Origin of the sequence: Rubrimonas sp., assembly GCF_036788415.1 — a bacterium.
Classification (GTDB): domain Bacteria; phylum Pseudomonadota; class Alphaproteobacteria; order Rhodobacterales; family Rhodobacteraceae; genus Rubrimonas.
This window is the reverse complement of the sequence record NZ_DAIQNN010000061.1, coordinates 1-20,570: the sequence shown is the minus strand read 5'-3', so window position 1 is coordinate 20,570 and position 20,570 is coordinate 1. Positions and strand designations below refer to the sequence as shown.

Genomic DNA, 20,570 nt, shown 5'->3' with positions numbered 1-20,570 from the left:
GCGGCGATCAGGATCACGCCTTCGTTGGCCTCGAAGCCGTCCATTTCGACGAGAAGCTGGTTGAGCGTCTGCTCGCGCTCGTCGTTGCCGCCGCCATAGCCGGCGCCGCGATGGCGGCCGACGGCGTCGATCTCGTCGATGAACACGATGCAGGGGGCGTTCTTCTTGGCCTGCTCGAACATGTCGCGCACGCGGCTGGCGCCGACGCCGACGAACATCTCCACGAAGTCCGAGCCCGAGATGGTGAAGAAGGGCACGCCCGCCTCGCCCGCGATGGCGCGCGCGAGCAGGGTCTTACCGGTGCCCGGGGGGCCGACGAGCAGCGCGCCTTTGGGGATCTTGCCGCCGAGGCGCGAGAATTTCTGCGGGTCGCGCAGGAACTCGACGATCTCCTCGAGTTCCTCCTTGGCCTCGTCGATGCCGGCGACTTCGTCGAAGGTGACGCGGCCGGTCTTTTCGGTCAGCAGCTTCGCCTTGGACTTGCCGAAGCCCATCGCGCCGCGACCGCCGCCCTGCATGCGGTTGAGGAAGAAGATCCACACGCCGAACAGGATCAGCATCGGCAGCCAGAAGGACAGCGTCGACAGCAGCCCGCCCTCGGTCTGCGGCTCCACCGTCACGCGCACGTCGCCGGCGCGCAGTTCAGGGATGATGTCGGCGCCGGAGGGCTGATAGGTGGTGAAGCCCTCGCCTGTGACGAGGCGGCCGGTGAGGCGCTCGCCGTCGATGCGGACTTCCGCGACTTCCTTGTTGTCGACCCGCGTCAGAAAGTCCGAGAACGCCATCTGGCCCGCGCCGCCCGATGGCGCGCCGCCGCTGAACACGTTGAACAGCATGACCAGAAGCAGGATCGCCACGGCCCAGAACGCGAAGTTTCTCGCATTGCCCACGGAATTTCTCTCCCCATCCGCCAACCCGCGGCGACGCCGCGACCGGTCACAGGCACATAAGCGCGGCCCCGGGCAATTCAACGCGAGCGGCCCGCCGCGCGACAAGGCCGGAACCATAGCAGGCCAGCGGCGCGGCGGCCAAGGTCGCCCCGCGCCACAGGGCCGGGGCGCTGAGGCGGGCGGCTCGGGGCGCGGCGCGCCAATGCGCAGGCGGCGACCAGTCGCCGCAGGCCCGCGCCGCCGCCAGCGCCGCCTCGCCGGAGGCGCCGAGCGCGGCGACCGCGCCCTCCCCGTCCGGATCGACTGCGAAACGCCCGTCCCAGAGCCCGCCGACCGGCGCCGCAGCGCGCGCCGCCGCGGCGGGTTCGCGCGCGACGAGGAGGCGCGCGCGCGTCCAGCGCACCACGCAGCCATGCAATGCGCGCCCTCCCGATTCGCGCGCCGTGACCGCCTCCAGCAGCCCGGTCAGCCCCGAGAGGCGCGGCGGATGCTCCGCGCCCGAGGCCGCGCGCGCGGCTCCCGCGAGCAGGCGCAGCGCGATCTCCTCCGGCGTCGAAAGGAGCGCCGGCCGGTCGAGCGCGACCTCGCCGAGCAGCCCGACGAGCGCCGCCCGCGAGGCGAGCGCGGCGGTCTGGACGTCGAGCGCCGCGCGCGCGCGGCGCATCCGCGCAGCGGTCGCGGCGAGACCCTCCGCCGTCAGGCCCAGCGGCGCGAGGGCCGCCAGCGCGCGGCGGGCGCGCACGCGGTCGAAGCGCGGATCGTCGTTGGAGGGATCCTCAACCCAGCTCAGACCGCGCGCGCGCAGCCAATCGCGCAGCTCGGCGCGGGAGGTTTCGAGCAGCGGGCGGAGCCAGAGGACGCCGGCGCGCTCGGAGCGCTCGGCCATGGCGGCGAGGCCGTCCACGCCGGAGCCGCGGGCGAGCCTCAGCAGCAGGGTCTCGGCCTGATCGTCGCGCGTGTGGCCGGTGGCGACGGCGGCCAGACCCTCGGCGCGCGCCCAGTCGGCGATCAGGCGGCTCCGCGCGGCGCGGGCCTCGGCCTGAAGATTGCCGCGCCCGTCCCACCCCTCCCAGCGCGCGACCTGCGCCGGCGCGCCGAGGCGCTCCAGTGCGCGGCGCGCGGTCTCGGCTTCGGCGGCGCTTTCGGGGCGCAATCCGTGGTCGACGCAAAGCGCGGCCAGCCGCACGCCGCGCGCGGCGGCCCAGTCGGCGGCGAGCGCGGCGAGCGCCGTCGAATCGCCCCCGCCCGAGACGGCGAGGCCCAGCGCGCCGCCCGGATGCAGCCGGTCGAGCGCCGCGCCGACCCGCGCCTCTAGCGACACCCCAGCCGCTGCGCGCTGCGCCGCGCCTCGCCCGCGACGTCGGCCGGAGCGTCGGGATAGCGGGCGTCGAACTCGGCGAAGGCGGCGCAGGCGTCGGCGGTGCGGCCGAGCGCATGCAGCGTCTCGGCGAGCAGGAGCAGCGTCGGCGGACCGGACGGCCCGTCGCCGTCGGCGCGCAGCCCCGCGACGAGCTCGCGCGTCGCCTCCGCGAAGCGGCCCTCCTCGGCGTAGGCGCCGCCCAGCGCGAGCCGCGCGCGGCCCGCCAGCGCGCCCTGGGGATGACGGGCGAGGAAATCGTCGACGCTGCGCCCGCCGGCCTCCAGACCCAGCGCGTCGAGATCGCGCATCGCCGCGTCGAAATCGGCCTGCTCGCCTGCGCCGGCGGGGCGCGGCGCGGGCTCGCGCAGGACGCCGAGCGCCGCCGGCGGCTCGCCGACCGCGCGTTCGGGCGCCCGCTCGGGCGCCGTCTGCGGCGCAGCGCCTCCCCCCTGGGGCGCCGCCGGCGGCGGGGCGTCGCCGGGGTCGCCGCGCAGCGCCGCCGTGGGGTCGCCGCCTTCGAGCTCGGTCACGCGGAACTCGAAATCGTCGAACCGCGCGCGGTTCGCCGCCTCCGCCTGGCGCAGCGCGTGGCCCAGCCGCTCGAGCTCCGCCGTAAGCCGGCGGATCTCGGTCTCGAGCGCGTCGATGCGCATGTGCAGCTGCGCGGTCGAGCCCGGCGCCTGCGCCTGCGCCGGAGCGCCCGCGCCAAGCGCGAGCGACAGCCAGAGCGGCGCGAGGAGGCGAAAGCCGCGCATCAGCTGGTCGGCGCGCCGGCGACGACGGTCACCGCGCGACGGTTCTGCGCCCAGCTCCCCTCGTCGGAGCCGAGCGCGACCGGGCGCTCCTTGCCGTAGGAGACCGTGCGCATCCGCGTCGCCGGCACCCCCTGGCCGAGCAGGAAGTCGCGCGCCGCCTGCGCGCGGCGGGCGCCGAGGGCGAGGTTGTAGTCGCGCGTGCCGCGCTCGTCGGCGTGACCTTCGATGGTGACGGTCACGCCCGGATTCTCCGTCAGCCATGCGGCCTGCCGGGTGAGCGTGTCGAGCGCCATGGGGTCGAGCGCGGCGCTGTCGAAGGCGAAGAACACGCGGTCGCCCACGGTGACGTTGAAATACTCGACCGATCGGGGGTCGAACTGGCCGGGGCCGCCGGCGCCGAAGCCGCCCGACCCCGCCCCGCCGGTCTGATCGACCAGATCGGGTTCGGTGGCGCAGGCGGCGAGCAGCAGAGCGGCGGCGGCGGCGAAGGCGAAGCGGGGGAGCCGGATCATCTGAGACATCCTCATGGCTGGCGGCGGAACGATGGTGACGCGCGCGCGCCCGGCGCGCAACGGGCAGGCGGAACCTTCAGGGCAGAAGCGGCGACCAGGCGGGGTCGGAGGCGGCGCGGGGCGTCGGCAGGCGGCGCAGGTTCAGCCCGGCCACGTCGACGCTGAAGAGGCTCGCGCCGCCCCCCTGCCCCGGCGTCTCGCGGAAGAAGGCGAGGACGCGGCCGTTGGGCGACCAACTCGGCCCCTCGCTGTGATAGCTCGAATCGAGGATGCGCTCGCCCGAGCCGTCGGGCCGCATCACGCCGATTTCGAATCGCCCGCCGGCCTGCCGGGTGAAGGCGATCAGATCGCCCCGCGGCGACCAGACGGGCGTGCCGTAGCGGCCCTGCCCGAAGCTGATCCGCTCGGCGCTCCCGCCCTGCGCGCCCATCAGATATATCTGCGAGCCGCCGCCGCGATCGCTCTCGAAGACGATCCGCGACCCGTCCGGCGCGAAGGAGGGCGCGGTGTCGATGGCGGGCCCCGAGGTCAGCCGGCGCATCCGCCGCGTGGCGAGGTCCATCAGGAACACGTCGGTGACGCCGCCCTCGACCAGCGAGAGGGCGACCTGCCGCCCGTCGGGCGAGAAGCGCGGCGCGAAGCTCATCTGCGCGCCGAAGCCGCCGAGCGCCTCGCGCTGGCCGCTGTCGAGATTGATCATGAAGACCTGCGGCTGGCCGGTCTCGTAGCTGATGTACAGCAGCTCCTGATCCACCGGCGAGAAGCGCGGGGTGAGCACGATGTGCCGCCCGTCGGTCAGATAACGCGGATTGGCGCCGTCCTGATCCATCAGCCCCAGCCGCTTGACCCGGTCGCCCTTGCCGCCGCTCTCGTCGACGAAGACGATCCGGCTGTCGAAATAGCCGCTCTCGCCGGTCAGCGCCGTATAGACGGCGTCCGACAGCTTGTGCGCGGCGCGCCGCCAGGCGGCGGGATCGACGAAATAGCGCTTGCCCTCGAGCTGGCTTTCGGCGGCGGCGTCGAACAGGCGGAAGGCGAGGCTCAGCCGCCCGTCCGGCTCGAAGGCGGCGCGCCCGACCAGCAGCGCCTCGGCGCCGATGGCGCGCCAGTCGGCGAAGCGGGGCGGCTGGTCCATGCTCTCGAGCGACTGGACATGGGCCTCGCGCGGGACGAGGCGGAACAGGCCGGAATTGACGAGATTCGCCGTCGCGACTTCGGTGATCTCGCTGGCCTGCGCCTGCGCGCGCGCGTCGTCGCCGAACAGCGTGGGGACCGCGAGCGGGATCGGGCGGAACTGTCCGCCGGCGATGGTGATCTCGAGCGGCGAGGCGCGCTGCGCGCGCGCGGGGCCGAACGGCGCGGCGGCTCCAGCGGCGGTCGCGGCGAGCATCCCGAGGGCTGTGCGACGGCTGACGGTGTCGGTCATAGGATGCGCATCCCTTCCGGCGTGAACGTGACGATCAGATGCGGCCAGCCGTCATAGGCGGCGCGGTTGAGCGGCGCGAAGACCCGCGCCTCGTCGGCGCGCACCAGCGCGGCGATGGCGTAGCGGCGCAGCGCCGCGTGCTGGCGGTCGAGGGCGCCCGCCGGTTCGAGCAGTTCCGGCTGGCCGCTCATCCGCCCGTCCTCGGTCAGCGTGACGCGCAGGCGCACGCGGGTCGCGGCGGCGTCGAGCGTTCCGGGCACAGGGGCGAAATGGCGCTGCACGCCGGCGATCAGGCCTGCGATCACCGAGCCCGAGGGCGGGCGGGCGGACGCGCCCGGGGTCGGCGCCGCGCGCGGCGCGGCGGAGGCGGAGGCGGCGGCCTCCTGCCGCTCGGCCTGCGCCAGCGCCTCGGCGACGGCGTCCGCCATCGAGGGCGCGGTCTCAGGTTCGGGCGCGCGGTCCCGCTCGGGGGCGGGCTCGACCGGCGCCGCGGCGGCCTGCGCCGCGCGCGCGGCGCGGGCCGTCGCGTCGGCGGGCCGGGCGCGCGGCGGCGTGGGCGCGAGGGCCGGCGCCGCTTCGAGCTGCGGCGCGCGCGGCGGCGCAGGCGGCGCCTGACGCGGCCGCGCCTCGGCGGGCGGCGCGGCGGGCTCCGGCGGGGCGACCGGCGGCGCGGAGGTCTCGGTTCGGGCGGCCGAAGGAGGCGCGACTTCGACGGCCTCCGGCGGCGGCGGCGGCGGCGCGTCGCCGTCGGGGGCTTCGGGCGCGGCCGGGGCGGGCGTCGGGGCCTGCGCCGCGCTGCGGGCGGGGGCCGGCGCGGGGTCTGCGCGGGTCGAAGGCGGCGGCGCCTGGGGCGGCGGCGCGCTGGGCGGGGGCGCGAGGGCGGCGAGCCGGGCCTCGGCGTCGGGGGCGTCGCCGCGCGGCGCCGATTCGGGCGCCGCCGCGGTCGGGCGCGCGGCGGGGGGCGGCGCGGCGGGCGGCGCGGCGGCGGCGCGGCTGGCGGGAGGGGCGGTCTCGGGGCGCGCCGCGTCGGGCGCGGGCGGCGGCGCGTAGCCGCCTTCGGGCGCGTCGGGCGGCGAGGAGATCGCAGCGTCGAACTCGACGCCCGGGATCAGCACGACCTCGCTCACCGCCATCTCGCGCGCCGATCCGCGCGGAAACAGCACCGGTCCGAAGAGCGCCAGCGCGATCGCCGCGGCGTGCAGCGAAGTCGAGACGATCATCCCCGGCGCCATCGCGCGCCCCTCAGCGCCGGTCCGCGCCGGAGGCCGCCGGATCGGTCACCAGACCGATGCTGCGGAACCCGCCCGCATTCAACGCGCCCATCACCTGCGCCACCCGGCCGTAGTCGAGCGCCGCGTCGGCGCGCAGGAACACCCGGTCGTCGGTCCGCTCGGCGGCGATGGCGCGCAGGCGCGGGATCAGCTCCTCGAAGGGCGTCGGCGTCTTCTGGATGTAAACCTGCCCGGAGGCGTCGACATTGATCGTCAGGGGCTCCTCGCGCACGACGGGCAAAGGCGAGGCGGAACTGCGCGGCAGTTGCAGGGGAACGCCCACGGTCAGCAGCGGCGCCGCCACCATGAACACCACCAGCAGCACCATCATCACGTCGACGAAGGGCGTGACGTTGATCTCGGCCATCGGACGCGCCACCGCGCGCCGCCGCCGCCCGCGCCGCGACGCGATCAGCTCCCCGCTCATGGCGTCCCCCGCTGCATCTGGCGCGACAGGATCACCGAGAACTCGTCGGCGAAGGCTTCGAGCCGGGCCCCCGCGCGCTGCGCCTCGGCGCTGAGGACGTTGTAGAAGATCACCGCCGGCACCGCCGCGATCAGCCCGATGGCCGTCGTGACCAGCGCTTCCGCGATGCCGGGCGCGACGGTGGCGAGGTTGGTGTTCTGCTCGATGGAGATGCGCTCGAAGGCGGTCATGATGCCCCAGACCGTGCCGAACAGACCGACGAAAGGCGCCACCGCGCCCACGGTCGCCAGCACGCTCAGCCGCGAGCCCAGCGCCTCGCCCTCGCGCGCCAGCGCCACGTCGAGCGCGCGCTCGATGCGGGCGGCGGAGCCCGGGATCAGCGCGCCCGCCCCGTCATAGCTGCGCCGCCATTCGGCCATGCCGGCGACGAAGACGCGCTCGATCGCCGAGCGCGGCTTGGTCCCGATCCGGTCGAACAGCGCGTCGAGCGGCTGGCCCGACCAGAACGCGTCCTCGAACAGCGCCGCCTCGCGCCGGGCGCGGCGGAAGGCCAGCCATTTGTCGACGATCACCGCCCATCCCCAGACGGAGGCGAGGATCAGCGAGATCGTGACGGCCTTGACCATCACGGTCGATCGCGTGAACATCGCCACCATCGAGAAGTCGATGGTTCGGCCCGCGTCCTGCGCCAGGCCAAGCGCTTCGATTTCCATACCGCCCGCCTCGCGTCGCGGCCGATCGCACGCGCTGCGCGCGCGTTGCGTCGCCCGTCATGTCGCCTGCATGATGGCGCCGGTTTTGCGCCGTTATTATGGCGCCAGAATCGGCGATCGCGGAGCGCGCGTCAATCGGCGCGCGCAGGGCCGAGGTTCACGCCCCCGGGAGCCTCGCCAGCGCGGCGCGCACCGGGTCGGGCATCCGCGCGGGCCGGCCCTCCGGCGTCATGCAGGCGACCCGCACGCGCGCCGGCGCCAGCGTCTCGTCGCCGCGCAGCACGCGCTGGACCATCTCCACCGACGCGCCGCCGAGACGGCTCAGCGCGGTCTCGACGGTCAGAAGATCGTCGAAGCGCGCCGAGCGACGATAGTCGATCTCGACCCGCGTCACGGCGAAGACGAGGCCCCCGGCCTTCATCGCCGACTGGTCCACGCCGACCGCGCGCAGCGCCTCGGTCCGCCCGCGTTCGAGGAACTTCAGGTAGTTGGCGTAATAGACGATGCCGGCGAGGTCGGTGTCCTCGTAATAGACCCGGAGATCGAGGCGGTGCGCGGCCATGTTTCTCACTCCGGCGTGGCGCGCCGCGGCGGCGCGGGCGGAGCGGTATCCGACCCCCGACGTCGCGTCGAGTCCCGCTGGCGCGCTGTCGGTTGTGGGACGCGCGCATTTGCAGCAATGCTGCGCCCGCGGCGGCGTCGATTCGACGAACGGGAGCGATTGATGAGATTGAAGCGCGCGCGGGGAATTGCGGCGGGGGCGGCGATCGCCGCGGCGGGGCTGGCGGCGAGCCTCGCGCCGGGCGGCGGCGCTCACGCGCAGGGGGCGCCGGTTCCCGTGGTGACGGTGGCGCCGGCGCAGATGGGCGACGTGCGCGAGACGGCGAGCTTCCGCGGCCGTCTGGTCGCCGCGCAGCGCGTGGACGTCCGCGCGCGGGTCGCGGGCTTCATCGAGGAGATCGCCTTCGTCGAAGGCGCGCGGGTCGCCGCGGGCGACGTGCTCTACCGCATCGAGAGCGAGGCCTACCGCGCCGCCGTGGCCGAGATCGAAGGGCTGATCCAGGCCGCCGAGTCGCAGCGCCAGCTCGCGGTGATCGAGCGCGACCGGCAGGCGACGCTGGTCGACCGCGGCTCGGTCGCACAGCAGCAGCTCGACATCGCGACGGCCAATCTCGGCCGCGCCGACGGCGAGATCGCGCGGCTGCGCGCCACGCTCGACCGCGCCAGGCTGGAGCTTTCCTACACCGAGATCGTCGCGCCCTTCGACGGGGTCGTCGGGCTTACGACGCAGGACGTGGGCGCATTCGTCACGCCGCAATCGCCGCCGCTGACGACGCTCACCCGCCTCGACCCGATGCGCGCGGAGTTCCCGGTGCCGACGGCGATCCTGCTCGACCAGCGCGCCGCCGGCGCCGCGCGCGAGAGCATCGCGGTTGAGCTGGTCCTGCCCAACGGGGCGACGCATCCGCATCCCGGCGTCATCGACTTCACCGACGCGGCGGTCGCGAGCGGCACCGACACGGTGCGGGTGCGCGCGGTGTTCGACAATCCCGACGGCGCGCTGCTCGACGGCGCGCTGGTGGGGGTGAGCCTCGTCACCGACGCGCCGCAGATCGTGCTGACCGTGCCGCGCCGCGCCGTGCAGCGCGACCAGGTCGGCTCCTTCGTGCTGGTGGTGACCGGCGAGAACGTCGTCGAGCAGCGCCGCGTCTCGGTCGAGCGGTCGACCGCGCGCGAGGCGGTGATCTCGGCGGGGCTGCAAGAAGGCGAACTCGTCATCACCGAAGGCCTGAACCGCGTCCGCCCCGGCGCGCAGGTGAACCCCGCGCTCGCCCCGGAAGGCTGACCTCATGATCTCCAGCCTGTTCATCGCGCGGCCGCGCTTCGCCGCCGTCATCTCCATCGTCATCACCATCGCCGGGCTCGTCGCGCTCAACGGCCTGCCGGTGGCGCAGTTCCCCGAGATCCTGCCGCCGCAGGTGCGGGTGCAGGCCTTCTTCCCCGGCGCCGACGCCGAAGTGGTCGAGCAGACCGTCGCCCAGCCGATCGAGCAGCAGGTGATCGGCGTCGACGACATGATCTACATGGAGTCGCTGAGCGGCGCCGACGGCAGCTACTCGCTGACGGTGACCTTCGAAGTCGGAACCGACCCCGACATCGCGACGGTGAACGTGCAGAACCGCGTCTCGGCGGCCGAAAGTCAGGTGCCGGCCGAAGTGCGCGCCATCGGCGTCACCACCCGCAAGAGCTCGAACGCGCTGCTGCAGCTCGTCTCGATCTTCGACGAGAACCGCGAATTCGACGACATCTTCATCTCGAACTTCGCCACCATCAACCTCGTCGATCCGCTGTCGCGCATCGCGGGCGTCGGCGACGTGCTGGTGCTCGGCGCGCGCGACTACTCGATGCGGGTCAATCTCGACACCGACCGCATGACGAGCCTCGGCGTGACGCCCGCGGACGTGGTGGCGGCGCTGCGGGCGCAGAACGTGCAGGCGGCCATCGGGCGCGTCGGCGCGCAGCCGATGAGCGAGGACCCGGTCCTGCAGCTCACCATGCGCACGCAAGGGCGCCTGACGGACGCGCAGGAATTCCGCGACGTGGTGATCCGCGCTTTGCCCGACGGCTCCTTCGTGCGCGTCGGCGACGTGTCGGACGTCGAGCTCGGCGCGCGCAACTCCGACGTGATCGGCACGTTCAACGACCAGCCGGGCGTCGTGATCGGCATCTATCAGGCGCCCGGGGCCAACGCGCTGGCGATCGCGCAGGATGTCGAGCGCACGCTCGAGGAGCTGTCGGCGCGCTTTCCCGGCGGGATGACCTACGACGTCACCTACGACCTGACGATGTTCATCGACGCCTCGATCGCCGAACTCCAGATCACGCTGGTGCAGGCCTTCGTCCTCGTGATGATCGTGGTGTTCATCTTCCTCGGCAGCCTGCGCGCGACGCTGGTGCCGCTCGCCGCCGTCCCCGTCTCGCTGATCGGGACGTTCGCGCTGCTGCTGGCCTTCGGCTTCACCCTCAACACCATCACCCTGCTCGCGCTGGTGCTGGCGCTCGGCACGGTCGTGGACGACGCGATCGTGGTGGTCGAGAACGTCGACCGGAACTTGCAGGAAAACCCCGACCTCACGCCCGCGCAGGCGACCGAGAAGGCGATGAACGAGATCACCGGGCCGGTGATCGCGACGACGCTGGTGCTGCTGTCGGTGTTCGTGCCGGTGGCCTTCATCCCCGGCATCACGGGGCGGATGTTCCAGCAATTCGCGGTCACCGTGTCGGTGTCGGTCGTGATCTCCTCGATCAACGCGCTGACGCTCAGCCCCGCGCTCTGCGCGCTGCTGCTGCGCCGACAGGAGGGGCCGCGCAAGGGCGTGATGGCGTGGATCTCCAACCGCATCGACGACACGCGCGACGGCTATGTGAAGATGGCCGGGTTCATGGCGCGCAAGGCGGTGCTCGGAATGGTGCTGCTGGTCGCGGCGCTTGCGGCGAGCGGGTGGCTGTTCGGCAAGGTGCCGACCGGCTTCCTGCCCGAGGAGGATCAGGGGGCCTTCCTGATCGAAGTGCGCCTGCCAGCCGGCGCCTCCGTGAACCGCACCGAGGCCGCGCGCGCCGAGTTCGTGGAGACGGTGCGCCAGCTTCCGGGCGTGGTGAACACCGCCAGCGCCTCGGGCTTCAGCATCATCGACCGGCAGGTCTCCTCCAACAGCGCCTTCGTCGCCGTGGCGATGGCGCCGTTCGAGGAGCGGAGCGATCCGCGGCTGAGCGCGCTCGTCGCCATCGCCGAGACGATGCGGCAGGGCGCGGCCTTCCGCGACGCGCAGATCTTCGCCTTCAACCTGCCCCCGATCATCGGGCTCGGCACGGGTTCTGGCTTCGAGTTCATGCTCAACGATCTGGAAGGGCGCGACCCGGCGGACCTCGCCGAAGTCGGGCGCGGGCTGATGTTCGCGGCCAACGCCGATCCGCGGCTCGGGCCGACCTTCACGACTTTCAGCGCCGACACGCCGCAGCTGTTCATCGAGATCGACCGCGAGCGGCTGCAGACGCTGGGCGTGCGGGTGACCGACCTGTTCCAGGCGCTGCAGGGCACGTTCGGCGCGATCTACGTCAACGACTTCAACCTGTTCGGCCGCTCCTGGCAGGTGAACGTGCAGGCGCGGCAGGCCGACCGCGGCGCGATCGAGGACCTGCAGCGCGTGCATGTGCGCAACGACCGCGGCGAGATGGTGCCCTTCGGCGCCGTCGCTCAGGTGCGCGAAGTGCTCGGGCCGCAGTCGATCAGCCGCTACAACAACTTCCGCAGCGTGCGCTACATCGGCGGACCGGCCGACGGCGTCGCATCGGGCACGGCGCTCGACGCGATGGAGGAGGTCGCGCAGGCCACGCTGCCGCCCGGCTTCGACTACGAGTGGACCGGCACGGCGCTGCAGGAGCGGCAGGCGGCGGGGCAGACCGGGATCATCCTCGGCTTCTCGATCCTGTTCGCCTATCTGTTCCTCGTCGCGCTCTATGAAAGCTGGACGATCCCGGTGCCGGTGATGCTCTACGTCGCCTTCGGGGTGGCGGGGGCGCTCGGGGCGCTGTGGATCGCGGGGCTCGCCTTCGATCTCTACGGCCAGATCGGCATCGTGATCCTGATCGCGCTGGTCACCAAGAACGCGATCCTGATCGTCGAGTTCGCCAAGGCCCGGCGCGAGGAGGGCCAGAGCATCACCGACGCCGCCATCGAGGCGGGGCGCGCGCGCTTCCGCGCCGTGATGATGACGGGCCTGTCCTTCGTCGCCGGCATCATTCCGCTGGTGGTGGCGACGGGCGCCGCGATGGTGACGCGGCAGACGGTGGGCACCTCGGTGGCGGGCGGCATGATCCTCGCGACCGTGGTCGGCGTGTTCGCCATTCCGGCGATGTATGTCGTCTTTCAGAGCGCGCGGGAGTGGCTGAAGGCGAAGCTGGGGATGGCGGCGCCGGAAGCGTGACGGTCATCCCGGTAAAGCAGGGCCGGTCGGCGCCTCGGTCGTTCAGACGCCGAGGCTCATCAGCAGTTCGTCCCCGACCTCCCGCGCGCCGAGCCGCGCATAGAAGGCCCGCGCCGGCGCGTTCTCGCGCCAGACGGTGAAGACCACGCGCGCGCCGCCGCGCGCGCGCGCCTCCGCTTGCGCCGCCGCCATGAGCGCCGCCCCAGCCCCGCGCCCCCGCGCGTCGGGCGCGACATAGAGGTCGGAGACCCACAGCGCCGGCGCGCCGTCGTCCATCCAGACGATTTCCTGAAAGGCGAGAAAGCCGAGCGGCGCGTCGCCCGCGCCCGCCAGCAGCACCGCCCGGCAGGGCCAGGGGCCGAGCGCGAAGCGCAGGACCGCCGCCCGGCGCTCGGGCGGGACGGTCGTTGGGTTGGCGGGGTCGATGGCGTTCAGATGCGCCTCGAAGGCTTCGGCGAGCGCCTCGAGCGCCGGCAGATCGGCCTCGGTCGCGCGCCGGATCGCGGGCGGGACGGGCGCCGCGCTCACTCCACCTCGCCGACCAGCACTTCGCGCTTGCCGACATGGTTGGCGGGGCTGACGACGCCCTGCGCCTCCATCTCCTCCACCAGCCGCGCCGCGCGGTTGTAGCCGATCTGCAGCTTGCGCTGGATGTAGGAGGTCGAGCATTTGCGGTCGCGCGCCACGATCGCCACGGCGCGGTCGTAGAGCCGCTCCTCGCTCTCCTCGCCGCCGCCGAGGCCGAGCAGTTCGTCCACCGTGGTCGGGCCGTCGTCCTCGTCGCCGCCGGAGGTGACCGCCTGCACGTAGTCGGGCGCGCCGAGCGTCTTGAGGTGGCGCACCACCTCCTCGACTTCCTCGTCCGACACGAAAGGCCCGTGGACGCGGGTGATCCGCCCGCCCCCCGACATGTAGAGCATGTCGCCCTGCCCCAGCAGCTGCTCCGCCCCCTGCTCGCCGAGGATGGTGCGGCTGTCGATCTTGCTGGTGACCTGGAAGCTGATGCGGGTGGGGAAGTTCGCCTTGATCGTGCCGGTGATCACGTCCACCGAAGGCCGCTGGGTCGCCATGATGATGTGGATGCCCGAGGCGCGCGCCATCTGCGCCAGCCGCTGCACGCAGGCCTCGATCTCCTTGCCGGCGACCATCATCAGATCGGCCATCTCGTCGACGATCACCACGATGTAGGGCAGCGGCTGGGGCTCGAACTCCTCGGTCTCGAAGGTCGGCTCGCCGGTGATCTCGCAAAAGCCGGTCTGCACGGTGCGGGTGAAGGGCTCGTCGTTCTCCAGCGCCTCGCGGACGCGGGCGTTGTAGCCGTCGATGTTGCGCACGCCGAGCTTGGACATCTTGCGGTAGCGGTCCTCCATCTCGGCGACCGTCCATTTGAGCGCCACCACCGCCTTCTTGGGGTCGGTGACGACCGGCGACAGAAGATGCGGGATGCCGTCATAGACGGACAGCTCCAGCATCTTGGGATCGATCATGATGAGGCGGCACTCCTCGGGCGGCAGGCGGTACAGGAGCGACAGGATCATCGTGTTGATCGCCACCGACTTGCCCGAGCCGGTGGTGCCCGCGATCAGCAGATGCGGCATCCGCGCGAGGTTGGCCACCACCGGCTCGCCGGCGATGTCCTTGCCGAGCGCCAGCGCCAGCCGCGCCGAGGCGTCGCCATAGGCGGGCGCCGCGAGCATCTCGCGCAAAACGACTTTCTCGCGGGTGAGGTTGGGCAGCTCGATGCCGATCACGTTGCGGCCCGGCACGGTCGAGACGCGGGCGGCGACGGCGCACATGCTGCGCGCGATGTCGTCCGACAGGCCGATCACGCGGCTCGCCTTGGTGCCCGGCGCGGGTTCGAGCTCGTAGAGGGTGACGACCGGGCCCTGCCGCACGCCTGTGATCTCGCCGCGCACGCCGTAGTCGTCGAGCACCGATTCGAGCATCCGCGCGTTCTCGTCGAGCGCTTCGGCCGACAGCGGCGCGACGGCGCCGGGCGTGGGCGGGGCGAGCAGCGCGAGCGGCGGCGCGTCGTAGCCGCCCGCCCCCAGCCCGTCGAGGTCGAGCATCGGCTGCTCCTCGTCGAGCGCCCGGCGGCTCTTCTTCGCGGGCTTGCGCGGCGGCGCCGCGCGCGGCGGAATGGGCGCCGCGGCGGCCTCTTCGCGCAGGCGCGGCTCGCGGCGGGCGCGGCCCACCGCGCGCGGCGGCTCGATCCGGGCCGAGCGCGGCCCCCTCAGCTTTGCGAGGGCCCAGCCGCCGCCGGCGCGCCCGAGCGCCGCAGACCGCCGTCCGAACGCCCCGAGCCCGTGCCGCAGCCCGCGCCCGAGGAAGCGCAGAAGCGCGGCGGCCTCCCCGCGGTCGAGCCCGGCGCCGAACGCGGCGGCCAGCAGGCTCAGCGGCGCGAGGCCGAGCGTCGCCCAGAGCAGCGCGCCCTGCGGCGCGCCGGGCGCCGCCTGCAGCAGCCGCGCCAGCGCCAGATCGCCGAACAGCCCGCCCAGCCCCGCCGCCTCGAACGGCCAGGACGGCCACGGCGCATGCGCGGCGGCGAAGGTCGCAAGCAGCGGCGTCGCGAGCAGCCCGAGCGTCATCCGCGACCAGACCCGCTCGGCGCCGCGATGCAGGACGAGGCGGGCGCCCCAGATCAACCCGAGCGCAGGCAAGGCCCAGGCGGCGAGGCCGAGCGCGCGCATCAGAGGATCGGCGACCAGCGCGCCGCCCGCGCCGAGCCAGTTGCGCGCCGGGTCGGGCGTGGCGACGAACCAGCTCGGATCGCGCAGGTCGTAGCTGGCCAAAGCGAGGCCCAGCGACAGCCCGAGCGCCATCATCCCCAGCCCCGCGAGTTCCGCGCTGCGGCGGCGCAGGAAGGCGGTAAGGGCCGGCGGCGCGAGCGGCGCCCGCGCCTCGCCTTGCGTCCAGTCGCTGCTCATCCCGCGCCCTCCCCGCTCAACACCGCGCGCAGCGCGCCCAGACCCTTGCGCAGCGCGTCCGGCGCCGCGACCAGCGCCACCCTCAGCCGGTCCCGCCCCGGATCGCCCTGCCGCCCGGGGCGCGACAGATACGCCCCCGGCAACGTCCGGATGCCCGCCTCGCGCCACAGCGCCAACGCCGCCGCCTCGCCGTCGTCCACTCTCAGCCACAGAAAGAACCCCGCTTGCGGCGACGCATAGCCGTTCATACCGCCGAGAACTTCGTCGGCGATCGCGTATTTCTCGGCGTAGAGCGCGCGATTTGCGACGACATGCGCCTCGTCTCGCCACGCGGCCTCCGCCGCCGCCTGCGCCGGCAGGGGAGAGGGCGCGCCGCCATAGGAGCGCAGCCGCAGCGCCGCCTTAACCGTTTCGGGCCCGCCGGCGCAGAAGCCCGCGCGAAGACCCGCGAGGTTCGAGCGCTTGGACAGCGAATGGAAGGCCAGCACCCGCTCGGGATCGGCGCCGATCTCCTGCGCGACTTCGAGCGCGCCGGGCGGGGGCGCGTCGCGCCAGATCTCCGAATAACATTCGTCGGCGAAGACGACGAAATCATGCGCCTCGGCCAGCCGGATCAGCCCGGCCCACCAGGCGCGCGAGGCGACCGCGCCCTGCGGATTGGCGGGCGAGCAGACATAGGCGACCGCCGTCCGCGCCAGCGTCTCGGGGGGCAGGGCGGCGAAGTCGGGCAGACCGGTCGCGGGGTCGGCGGCGACATAGACCGGCTCGGCCTGCGCGGCGAGCGCCGCCGCCGCATAGCATTGGTAGAACGGGTTCGGGATCAGCACCGCGGGGCGGGCGCCGGCCTTGCGCTCGGGGCACATGGCGAGGCAGGCCATGAACAGACCTTCCCGCGTGCCGTTGAGCGGCAGGACGTGCCGGTCGGGGTGCGCGCGGTCGGGCCGCAGGCCGTAGCGGCGGGCGAGCCAGTCGGCGATGGCGCTGCGCAGGCCGGGCGTGCCCTCGTTGGGCGGATACTTGCCGTAGAGATGCGAATTGGCCGCGAGCGCGTCGAGCGCGACCTGCGGCGGCGCATGGGTCGGCTCGCCGATCGACAGGGCCAGCGGCTCGGCCCCCGGCGGATGAGGGTCGAGCAGCGCGCGCAGGCGCGTGAAGGCGTAATCCGGCAGGTCCGAGAACCGCGCGGGTTGCTGCATCGCTGGTCGCCTCATGCGGGGCGTCTGGCGCGCCCCCTCTGCGACGAAACATAGCGGGACCGAAATTGAGGGTCCAGTCAAGGCCGCCCCGGCAAGCCGCGCGCGCCTCTGCGCCGCCGCGCGTGGTGCGCAAAAGCCGCGCCCTCAGGCCCCGGACGCCAGAACCGCGGCGCGCGCCCGGCTGCGGGTCGCGGTGGACACCATCGGTTGCGCCTCCAGCACGGTGACGATGCCGCTGAGATGCTTCACGTCGCGCACCTCCAGATCGACCAGCATCCGCATGAAGTCGGAATTGCGTTCGGTGGTCATCAGATAGTCGATGTTGGCGCGCTGCTCGGCGATCAGCGCGCAGATGCGCGCCAGCATCCCCGGCTCGTTGGCCAGCACCAGCTCGATGCGCGCGACATGGGTGGCGAACTGGTCGGCGTCCTCGTCCCAGCGCAGGTCGAGCCAGCGGTCGAGCGCGTCCTCGTGCTCGGCCAGCCGCGCGCAGTCGATGGCGTGCACGGTCACGCCGCCGCGCTCCTGAATTCCGACGATCCGGTCGCCGGGGATCGGATGGCAGCAATCGCCGAAGCGCATCGACACGCCCTTGCGCACGCCGCGCACGGTCGGCGCGTCGGGCTCGACGCGGGGCTCCGGCGCGCCGCCATGGTCGGGCGGATAGACCGTCTCGACCACGCGCCGCCCCGAGACGTCGCCCGCGCCCAGCGCCTCCAGCAGATCGTCGAGCCCGCCGCGCCCGAGCTTGCGCGCCGCCGTCTCGAGCGCCTTGTCGGTCACGCTCTTGCCGCGGCGCTCGAAGGCCTGACGCACGATTTCGCGCCCCAGCCGGATGTTCTCGTCGCGCGCGTCCTCGCGCAGCGCGCGCCGGATCGCCGAGCGGGCCCGCCCGGTCACCGCCATGTCCATCCAGACCGGCGAAGGGCGTTGCGCGTCGGCGCGGATGATCTCGACCGCCTGACCGTTGCGCAGCCGCGTCCAGAGCGGCGCGCGGCGGCCGTCGATCTTGGCGCCGACGCAGCTGTCGCCGATCCGCGTGTGGATCGCATAGGCGAAGTCGATGGGCGTCGCGCCGCGCGGCAGCGGGATCACGTCGCCCTTGGGGGTGAAGCAGAAGACCTGATCGTAGAACATGTCGAGCTTGACGTGCTCGAGGAACTCCTGCGGCGGGTCGCCCTTCTCGACCCTCTCGGCCAGCTCGCGCAGCCAGGTGAAGGGGTCGACCGCGAAGGGATTGCGGGACCGCTTGCCGTCGCGATAGGCCCAATGCGCCGCCACCCCCTGCTCGGCGACCTCGTGCATCTCCCGCGTGCGGATCTGGATTTCCACACGCATCGCGTTCGGCCCCGAGACAGTGGTGTGCAGCGAGCGGTAGCCGTTCGATTTCGGCCCGGAGATGTAGTCCTTGATCCGCTCCGGCACGACGCGCCAGCGCCTATGCACAGCGCCGAGCGCGCGATAGCAATCCTCCTCGCTGTCCACGATCACCCGGAAACCGTAAATGTCGGAGAGCTGCGAGAAGCCGACGCCCTTCTCCTCCATCTTGCGCCAGATCGAGAAGGGCCGCTTCTCGCGCCCCTGCACGATGGCGGGCGTCTTGGCGTCGTAGAGCGCCTCCTCGATCTGGCGGGTCACCAGCGGGATCAGATCGCCGGTCTCCTGGCGCAGCTTGATGAAGCGGCGCATGATCGACGTGCGCGCCTCGGCGTTGAGCACGTCGAAGGACAGGTCCTCCAGCTCCTCGCGCATGCGCTGCATGCCCATCCGGCCCGCGAGCGGCGCGTAGATGTCCATGGTCTCGCGCGCGATGCGCTGGCGCTTGTCGTCGCGCAGGGCGCTCAGCGTGCGCATGTTGTGCAGGCGGTCGGCGAGCTTGACGAGCAGCACCCGCACGTCCCGCGACATCGCCACCAGCAGCTTGCGGAAATTCTCGGCCTGCGCGGCCTCCTTGGAGGTCAGCTCCAGCCGGGTCAGCTTGGTCACCCCGTCCACGAGCTGCGCGATCTCCGCCCCGAAGAGCTTCTCGATCTCCTCGCGCGTGGCGGTGGTGTCCTCGATGGTGTCGTGGAGCAGGGCCGTGACGATGGTGGCGTCGTCGAGCCGCAGATCGGTGAGGATCGCGGCGACTTCGAGCGGATGGCCGAAATAGGGCTCGCCGCTCGCCCGCGTCTGGGTGGCGTGGGCCTTGGCGCCATAGACATAGGCGCGGTTGAGCAGCGCCTCATCCGCTTCGGGATTGTAGGCGCGGACGCGTTCGACGAGTTCGAACTGCCGGATCATGCGCGCGATCCCCTCCGACCTCCGAGCAAAGCGCGCCGCTCGCCGCTTGGCAAGACGGGGTTGCGGAACGGGACCCGCCGGACCACGTTGCGCGCGGCAGGTCGGATGGGGGACGCGGCATGCGCAGCGCGGGATTGGCGGCGGCGATGGCGATGGCGGCGGGCGCCGCGATGGCCGGCCAGGCGGATGTGCTCGACGCGCGGGCGACCCGGGAGGGCGACCTCTGGCGCTTCGACGTGACCGTCGCCCATGCCGACGAGGGGTGGGACCACTACGCCGACGCCTGGCGCGTCGTCGGGCCGGACGGAACCGTGTTCGGCGAGCGCGTGTTGCTGCATCCGCATGTCGACGAGCAGCCCTTCACGCGGTCGTCGACGGGCGTGGCCATCCCCGACGCGGTGCGCAGAGTGACGATCGAGGCGCGCGACAGCCGGCATGGCTGGGGCGGCGCGCGTCTCGAAATCGACCTTCCGCGCTGAGGCCGCCTCAGCGGCCGTCCTGCTCGGCGAGCAGCGCGCGCAGCAACTGCTCCTCGGAGATGTCCTCGGCGGGGCGGTCGGGGGCGGTGCGCTCGGGCGCCATGGCCGAGGGCGCGCTCATCAGGAGGGACATGCGGTCCTCCTCCGGCTCGTCCACTTCGATCTGGCGCTGATAGCTCTCGATGGCGTGCTCGCGAAGGTCTTCCACCGGGATCGTCTCCTCGGCGATCTCGCGCAGCGCGACGACGGGGTTCTTGTCGTTGTCGCGGTCCACGGTGATCGGCGACCCGGCCGACAGCTCGCGCGCGCGATGGGCGGCGAGCATCACCAGATCGAACCGGTTCGGGACCTTGTCGACGCAATCTTCAACCGTGACGCGGGCCATGCGACGCTCCAGCTTCCATGCGGGATCAAGCTGCGGTCAATATAACCCCCGCCCGCCCGGCGCAAGGGGCGCGCGCGCCGTTCCGCCGCGCCGCAAAAGCACAGGTGGGGCTTGTTAATCCGGCCGCGCTCGGCCATCTAAAGCGGAAACCGACCGAAGGAGTTTCCATGTCCCCCGACGTCACCGCCTTTTTCGACGAGCCGACCAACACCGTCTCCTATGTGGTGAAGGACCCCGCGAGCGACGCCTGCGCGGTGATCGACAGCGTGCTCGACTACGACGCCGCTTCGGGGCGCACCTGCACGGCCTCCGCCGACGCCGTGATCGCCTTCGTGCGCGAGCGCGGGCTGAAGGTGGAATGGCTGCTCGAGACGCATGTCCACGCCGACCACCTCTCGGCGGCGCCCTACATCCAGCGCGAAGTCGGCGGAAAGATCGGCATCGGCGACCAGATCACCGTGGTGCAGAACACCTTCGGCAAGGTGTTCAACGCGGGCACCGAGTTCCAGCGCGACGGCAGCCAGTTCGACCGGCTGTTCCGCGAGCAGGACCGATTCGAGATCGGCGGCCTCAAGGGCTTCGTGCTGCACACGCCCGGCCACACGCCCGCCTGCCTGACTTACGTGATCGAGGACGCGGCCTTCGTCGGCGACACGCTGTTCATGCCCGATTACGGCACGGCGCGCTGCGACTTCCCCGGCGGCTCGGCGGAGACCCTCTACGATTCGATCCAGAAAGTGCTGAGCCTGCCCGACGCGACGCGGCTGTTTCTCTGCCACGACTACAAGGCGCCGGGCCGCGACGACTACAAGTGGGAGACCACCGTCGCGGAGCAGAAGGCGACCAACATCCACATCGCCGGCAAGACCAAGGAGGAGTTCGTCGCCATGCGCACCGCGCGCGACGCGACGCTCGGCATGCCGAAGCTCATCATCCCCTCGATCCAGGTGAACATGCGCGC

General features: G+C 72.8%; 18 protein-coding genes. 4 read left to right on the top strand and 14 right to left on the bottom strand.

Going from position 1 to position 20,570, the window contains the following annotated elements; translation table 11 throughout:
- The 9 genes from V7Q31_RS13155 to ybgC form a co-directional block, all read right to left on the bottom strand.
- Positions 1-890, bottom strand: an 890-nt coding sequence (locus V7Q31_RS13155) for an ATP-dependent metallopeptidase FtsH/Yme1/Tma family protein (RefSeq protein ID WP_333834323.1), incomplete at its 3' end; no start/stop codon positions are given.
- A 46-nt stretch (positions 891-936) separates the two neighbouring features.
- Positions 937-2,211 carry a tRNA lysidine(34) synthetase TilS gene (gene tilS / locus V7Q31_RS13150; protein ID WP_333834322.1) on the bottom strand — a complete coding sequence of 425 codons (1,275 nt, stop codon included), beginning with the start codon at positions 2,209-2,211 and terminating at the stop codon, positions 937-939.
- Complete coding sequence (locus V7Q31_RS13145) at positions 2,202-3,005, bottom strand: hypothetical protein (RefSeq protein WP_333834321.1); 804 nt, start codon at positions 3,003-3,005, stop codon at positions 2,202-2,204. The genes tilS and V7Q31_RS13145 overlap by 10 nt, the downstream gene beginning before the upstream one ends.
- A complete protein-coding gene (gene pal / locus V7Q31_RS13140) occupies positions 3,005-3,517 on the bottom strand; it encodes a peptidoglycan-associated lipoprotein Pal (RefSeq protein WP_442976546.1) in 513 nt (170 codons plus the stop codon). Before pal ends, V7Q31_RS13145 begins: the two co-directional genes overlap by 1 nt.
- A gap of 76 nt (positions 3,518-3,593) precedes the next feature.
- Positions 3,594-4,943 (bottom strand): Tol-Pal system beta propeller repeat protein TolB, encoded by a 1,350-nt coding sequence (gene tolB / locus V7Q31_RS13135; protein ID WP_333834319.1) that lies wholly within the window; start codon positions 4,941-4,943, stop codon positions 3,594-3,596.
- Positions 4,940-6,175 carry a hypothetical protein gene (locus tag V7Q31_RS13130; protein WP_333834318.1) on the bottom strand — a complete coding sequence of 412 codons (1,236 nt, stop codon included), beginning with the start codon at positions 6,173-6,175 and terminating at the stop codon, positions 4,940-4,942. The genes tolB and V7Q31_RS13130 overlap by 4 nt, the downstream gene beginning before the upstream one ends.
- Before the next feature lie 10 nt (positions 6,176-6,185).
- Positions 6,186-6,641 carry an ExbD/TolR family protein gene (locus V7Q31_RS13125; RefSeq protein ID WP_333834317.1) on the bottom strand — a complete coding sequence of 152 codons (456 nt, stop codon included), beginning with the start codon at positions 6,639-6,641 and terminating at the stop codon, positions 6,186-6,188.
- Entirely contained in the window at positions 6,638-7,354 is a 717-nt protein-coding gene (gene tolQ / locus V7Q31_RS13120; RefSeq protein ID WP_333834316.1) for a protein TolQ, read from the bottom strand. The genes V7Q31_RS13125 and tolQ overlap by 4 nt, the downstream gene beginning before the upstream one ends.
- 157 nt (positions 7,355-7,511) lie before the next feature.
- Positions 7,512-7,916 carry a tol-pal system-associated acyl-CoA thioesterase gene (ybgC, locus tag V7Q31_RS13115; protein WP_333834315.1) on the bottom strand — a complete coding sequence of 135 codons (405 nt, stop codon included), beginning with the start codon at positions 7,914-7,916 and terminating at the stop codon, positions 7,512-7,514.
- Between the two features lie 162 nt (positions 7,917-8,078).
- On the opposite strand from ybgC, the gene V7Q31_RS13110 reads away from it, so the two are divergent.
- Together V7Q31_RS13110 and V7Q31_RS13105 are read left to right on the top strand one after the other, a co-directional pair.
- Positions 8,079-9,200, top strand: coding sequence for an efflux RND transporter periplasmic adaptor subunit (locus V7Q31_RS13110; protein WP_333834314.1), 1,122 nt, complete (start codon positions 8,079-8,081; stop codon positions 9,198-9,200).
- A gap of 4 nt (positions 9,201-9,204) precedes the next feature.
- On the top strand, positions 9,205-12,339 hold the full coding sequence (locus tag V7Q31_RS13105; protein WP_333834313.1) for an efflux RND transporter permease subunit: 3,135 nt from the start codon (positions 9,205-9,207) through the stop codon (positions 12,337-12,339).
- Positions 12,340-12,381: 42 nt separating this feature from the next.
- Here V7Q31_RS13105 and V7Q31_RS13100 read toward each other — a convergent pair whose 3' ends face one another.
- The 4 genes from V7Q31_RS13100 to V7Q31_RS13085 form a co-directional block, all read right to left on the bottom strand.
- Positions 12,382-12,867, bottom strand: coding sequence for a GNAT family N-acetyltransferase (locus tag V7Q31_RS13100; RefSeq protein ID WP_333834312.1), 486 nt, complete (start codon positions 12,865-12,867; stop codon positions 12,382-12,384).
- Positions 12,864-15,266 carry an FtsK/SpoIIIE family DNA translocase gene (locus tag V7Q31_RS13095; RefSeq protein ID WP_333834311.1) on the bottom strand — a complete coding sequence of 801 codons (2,403 nt, stop codon included), beginning with the start codon at positions 15,264-15,266 and terminating at the stop codon, positions 12,864-12,866. The genes V7Q31_RS13100 and V7Q31_RS13095 overlap by 4 nt, the downstream gene beginning before the upstream one ends.
- On the bottom strand, positions 15,263-16,462 hold the full coding sequence (locus tag V7Q31_RS13090; protein WP_333834310.1) for an aminotransferase class I/II-fold pyridoxal phosphate-dependent enzyme: 1,200 nt from the start codon (positions 16,460-16,462) through the stop codon (positions 15,263-15,265). Before V7Q31_RS13090 ends, V7Q31_RS13095 begins: the two co-directional genes overlap by 4 nt.
- Positions 16,463-16,606: 144 nt before the next feature.
- Positions 16,607-18,745, bottom strand: coding sequence for a RelA/SpoT family protein (locus V7Q31_RS13085; protein WP_333834309.1), 2,139 nt, complete (start codon positions 18,743-18,745; stop codon positions 16,607-16,609).
- A gap of 119 nt (positions 18,746-18,864) precedes the next feature.
- Between V7Q31_RS13085 and V7Q31_RS13080 the strand changes: the two genes are divergently transcribed.
- On the top strand, positions 18,865-19,224 hold the full coding sequence (locus V7Q31_RS13080) for a hypothetical protein (protein ID WP_333834308.1): 360 nt from the start codon (positions 18,865-18,867) through the stop codon (positions 19,222-19,224).
- Positions 19,225-19,231: 7 nt separating this feature from the next.
- Here the strand turns inward: V7Q31_RS13080 and rpoZ are convergent, their stop codons facing one another.
- Positions 19,232-19,609 (bottom strand): DNA-directed RNA polymerase subunit omega, encoded by a 378-nt coding sequence (rpoZ, locus tag V7Q31_RS13075; RefSeq protein ID WP_333834307.1) that lies wholly within the window; start codon positions 19,607-19,609, stop codon positions 19,232-19,234.
- Between the two features lie 167 nt (positions 19,610-19,776).
- On the opposite strand from rpoZ, the gene V7Q31_RS13070 reads away from it, so the two are divergent.
- Positions 19,777-20,570 (top strand): MBL fold metallo-hydrolase (locus V7Q31_RS13070; protein ID WP_333834306.1); only part of this gene is annotated, 794 nt, incomplete at its 3' end.

Excerpts from the sequence above, each read along its gene's own strand:
- V7Q31_RS13145 (WP_333834321.1), bottom strand. The coding sequence starts at position 3,005 with ATGCGCGGCTTTCGCCTCCTCGCGCCGCTCTGGCTGTCGCTCGCGCTT.
- pal (WP_442976546.1), bottom strand. The coding sequence starts at position 3,517 with ATGATCCGGCTCCCCCGCTTCGCCTTCGCCGCCGCCGCCGCTCTGCTG.
- tolB (WP_333834319.1), bottom strand. The coding sequence starts at position 4,943 with ATGACCGACACCGTCAGCCGTCGCACAGCCCTCGGGATGCTCGCCGCG.
- V7Q31_RS13130 (WP_333834318.1), bottom strand. The coding sequence starts at position 6,175 with ATGGCGCCGGGGATGATCGTCTCGACTTCGCTGCACGCCGCGGCGATC.
- V7Q31_RS13125 (WP_333834317.1), bottom strand. The coding sequence starts at position 6,641 with ATGAGCGGGGAGCTGATCGCGTCGCGGCGCGGGCGGCGGCGGCGCGCG.
- tolQ (WP_333834316.1), bottom strand. The coding sequence starts at position 7,354 with ATGGAAATCGAAGCGCTTGGCCTGGCGCAGGACGCGGGCCGAACCATC.
- ybgC (WP_333834315.1), bottom strand. The coding sequence starts at position 7,916 with ATGGCCGCGCACCGCCTCGATCTCCGGGTCTATTACGAGGACACCGAC.
- V7Q31_RS13110 (WP_333834314.1), top strand. The coding sequence starts at position 8,079 with ATGAGATTGAAGCGCGCGCGGGGAATTGCGGCGGGGGCGGCGATCGCC.
- V7Q31_RS13105 (WP_333834313.1), top strand. The coding sequence starts at position 9,205 with ATGATCTCCAGCCTGTTCATCGCGCGGCCGCGCTTCGCCGCCGTCATC.
- V7Q31_RS13095 (WP_333834311.1), bottom strand. The coding sequence starts at position 15,266 with ATGAGCAGCGACTGGACGCAAGGCGAGGCGCGGGCGCCGCTCGCGCCG.
- V7Q31_RS13090 (WP_333834310.1), bottom strand. The coding sequence starts at position 16,462 with ATGCAGCAACCCGCGCGGTTCTCGGACCTGCCGGATTACGCCTTCACG.
- V7Q31_RS13085 (WP_333834309.1), bottom strand. The coding sequence starts at position 18,745 with ATGATCCGGCAGTTCGAACTCGTCGAACGCGTCCGCGCCTACAATCCC.
- V7Q31_RS13080 (WP_333834308.1), top strand. The coding sequence starts at position 18,865 with ATGCGCAGCGCGGGATTGGCGGCGGCGATGGCGATGGCGGCGGGCGCC.
- rpoZ (WP_333834307.1), bottom strand. The coding sequence starts at position 19,609 with ATGGCCCGCGTCACGGTTGAAGATTGCGTCGACAAGGTCCCGAACCGG.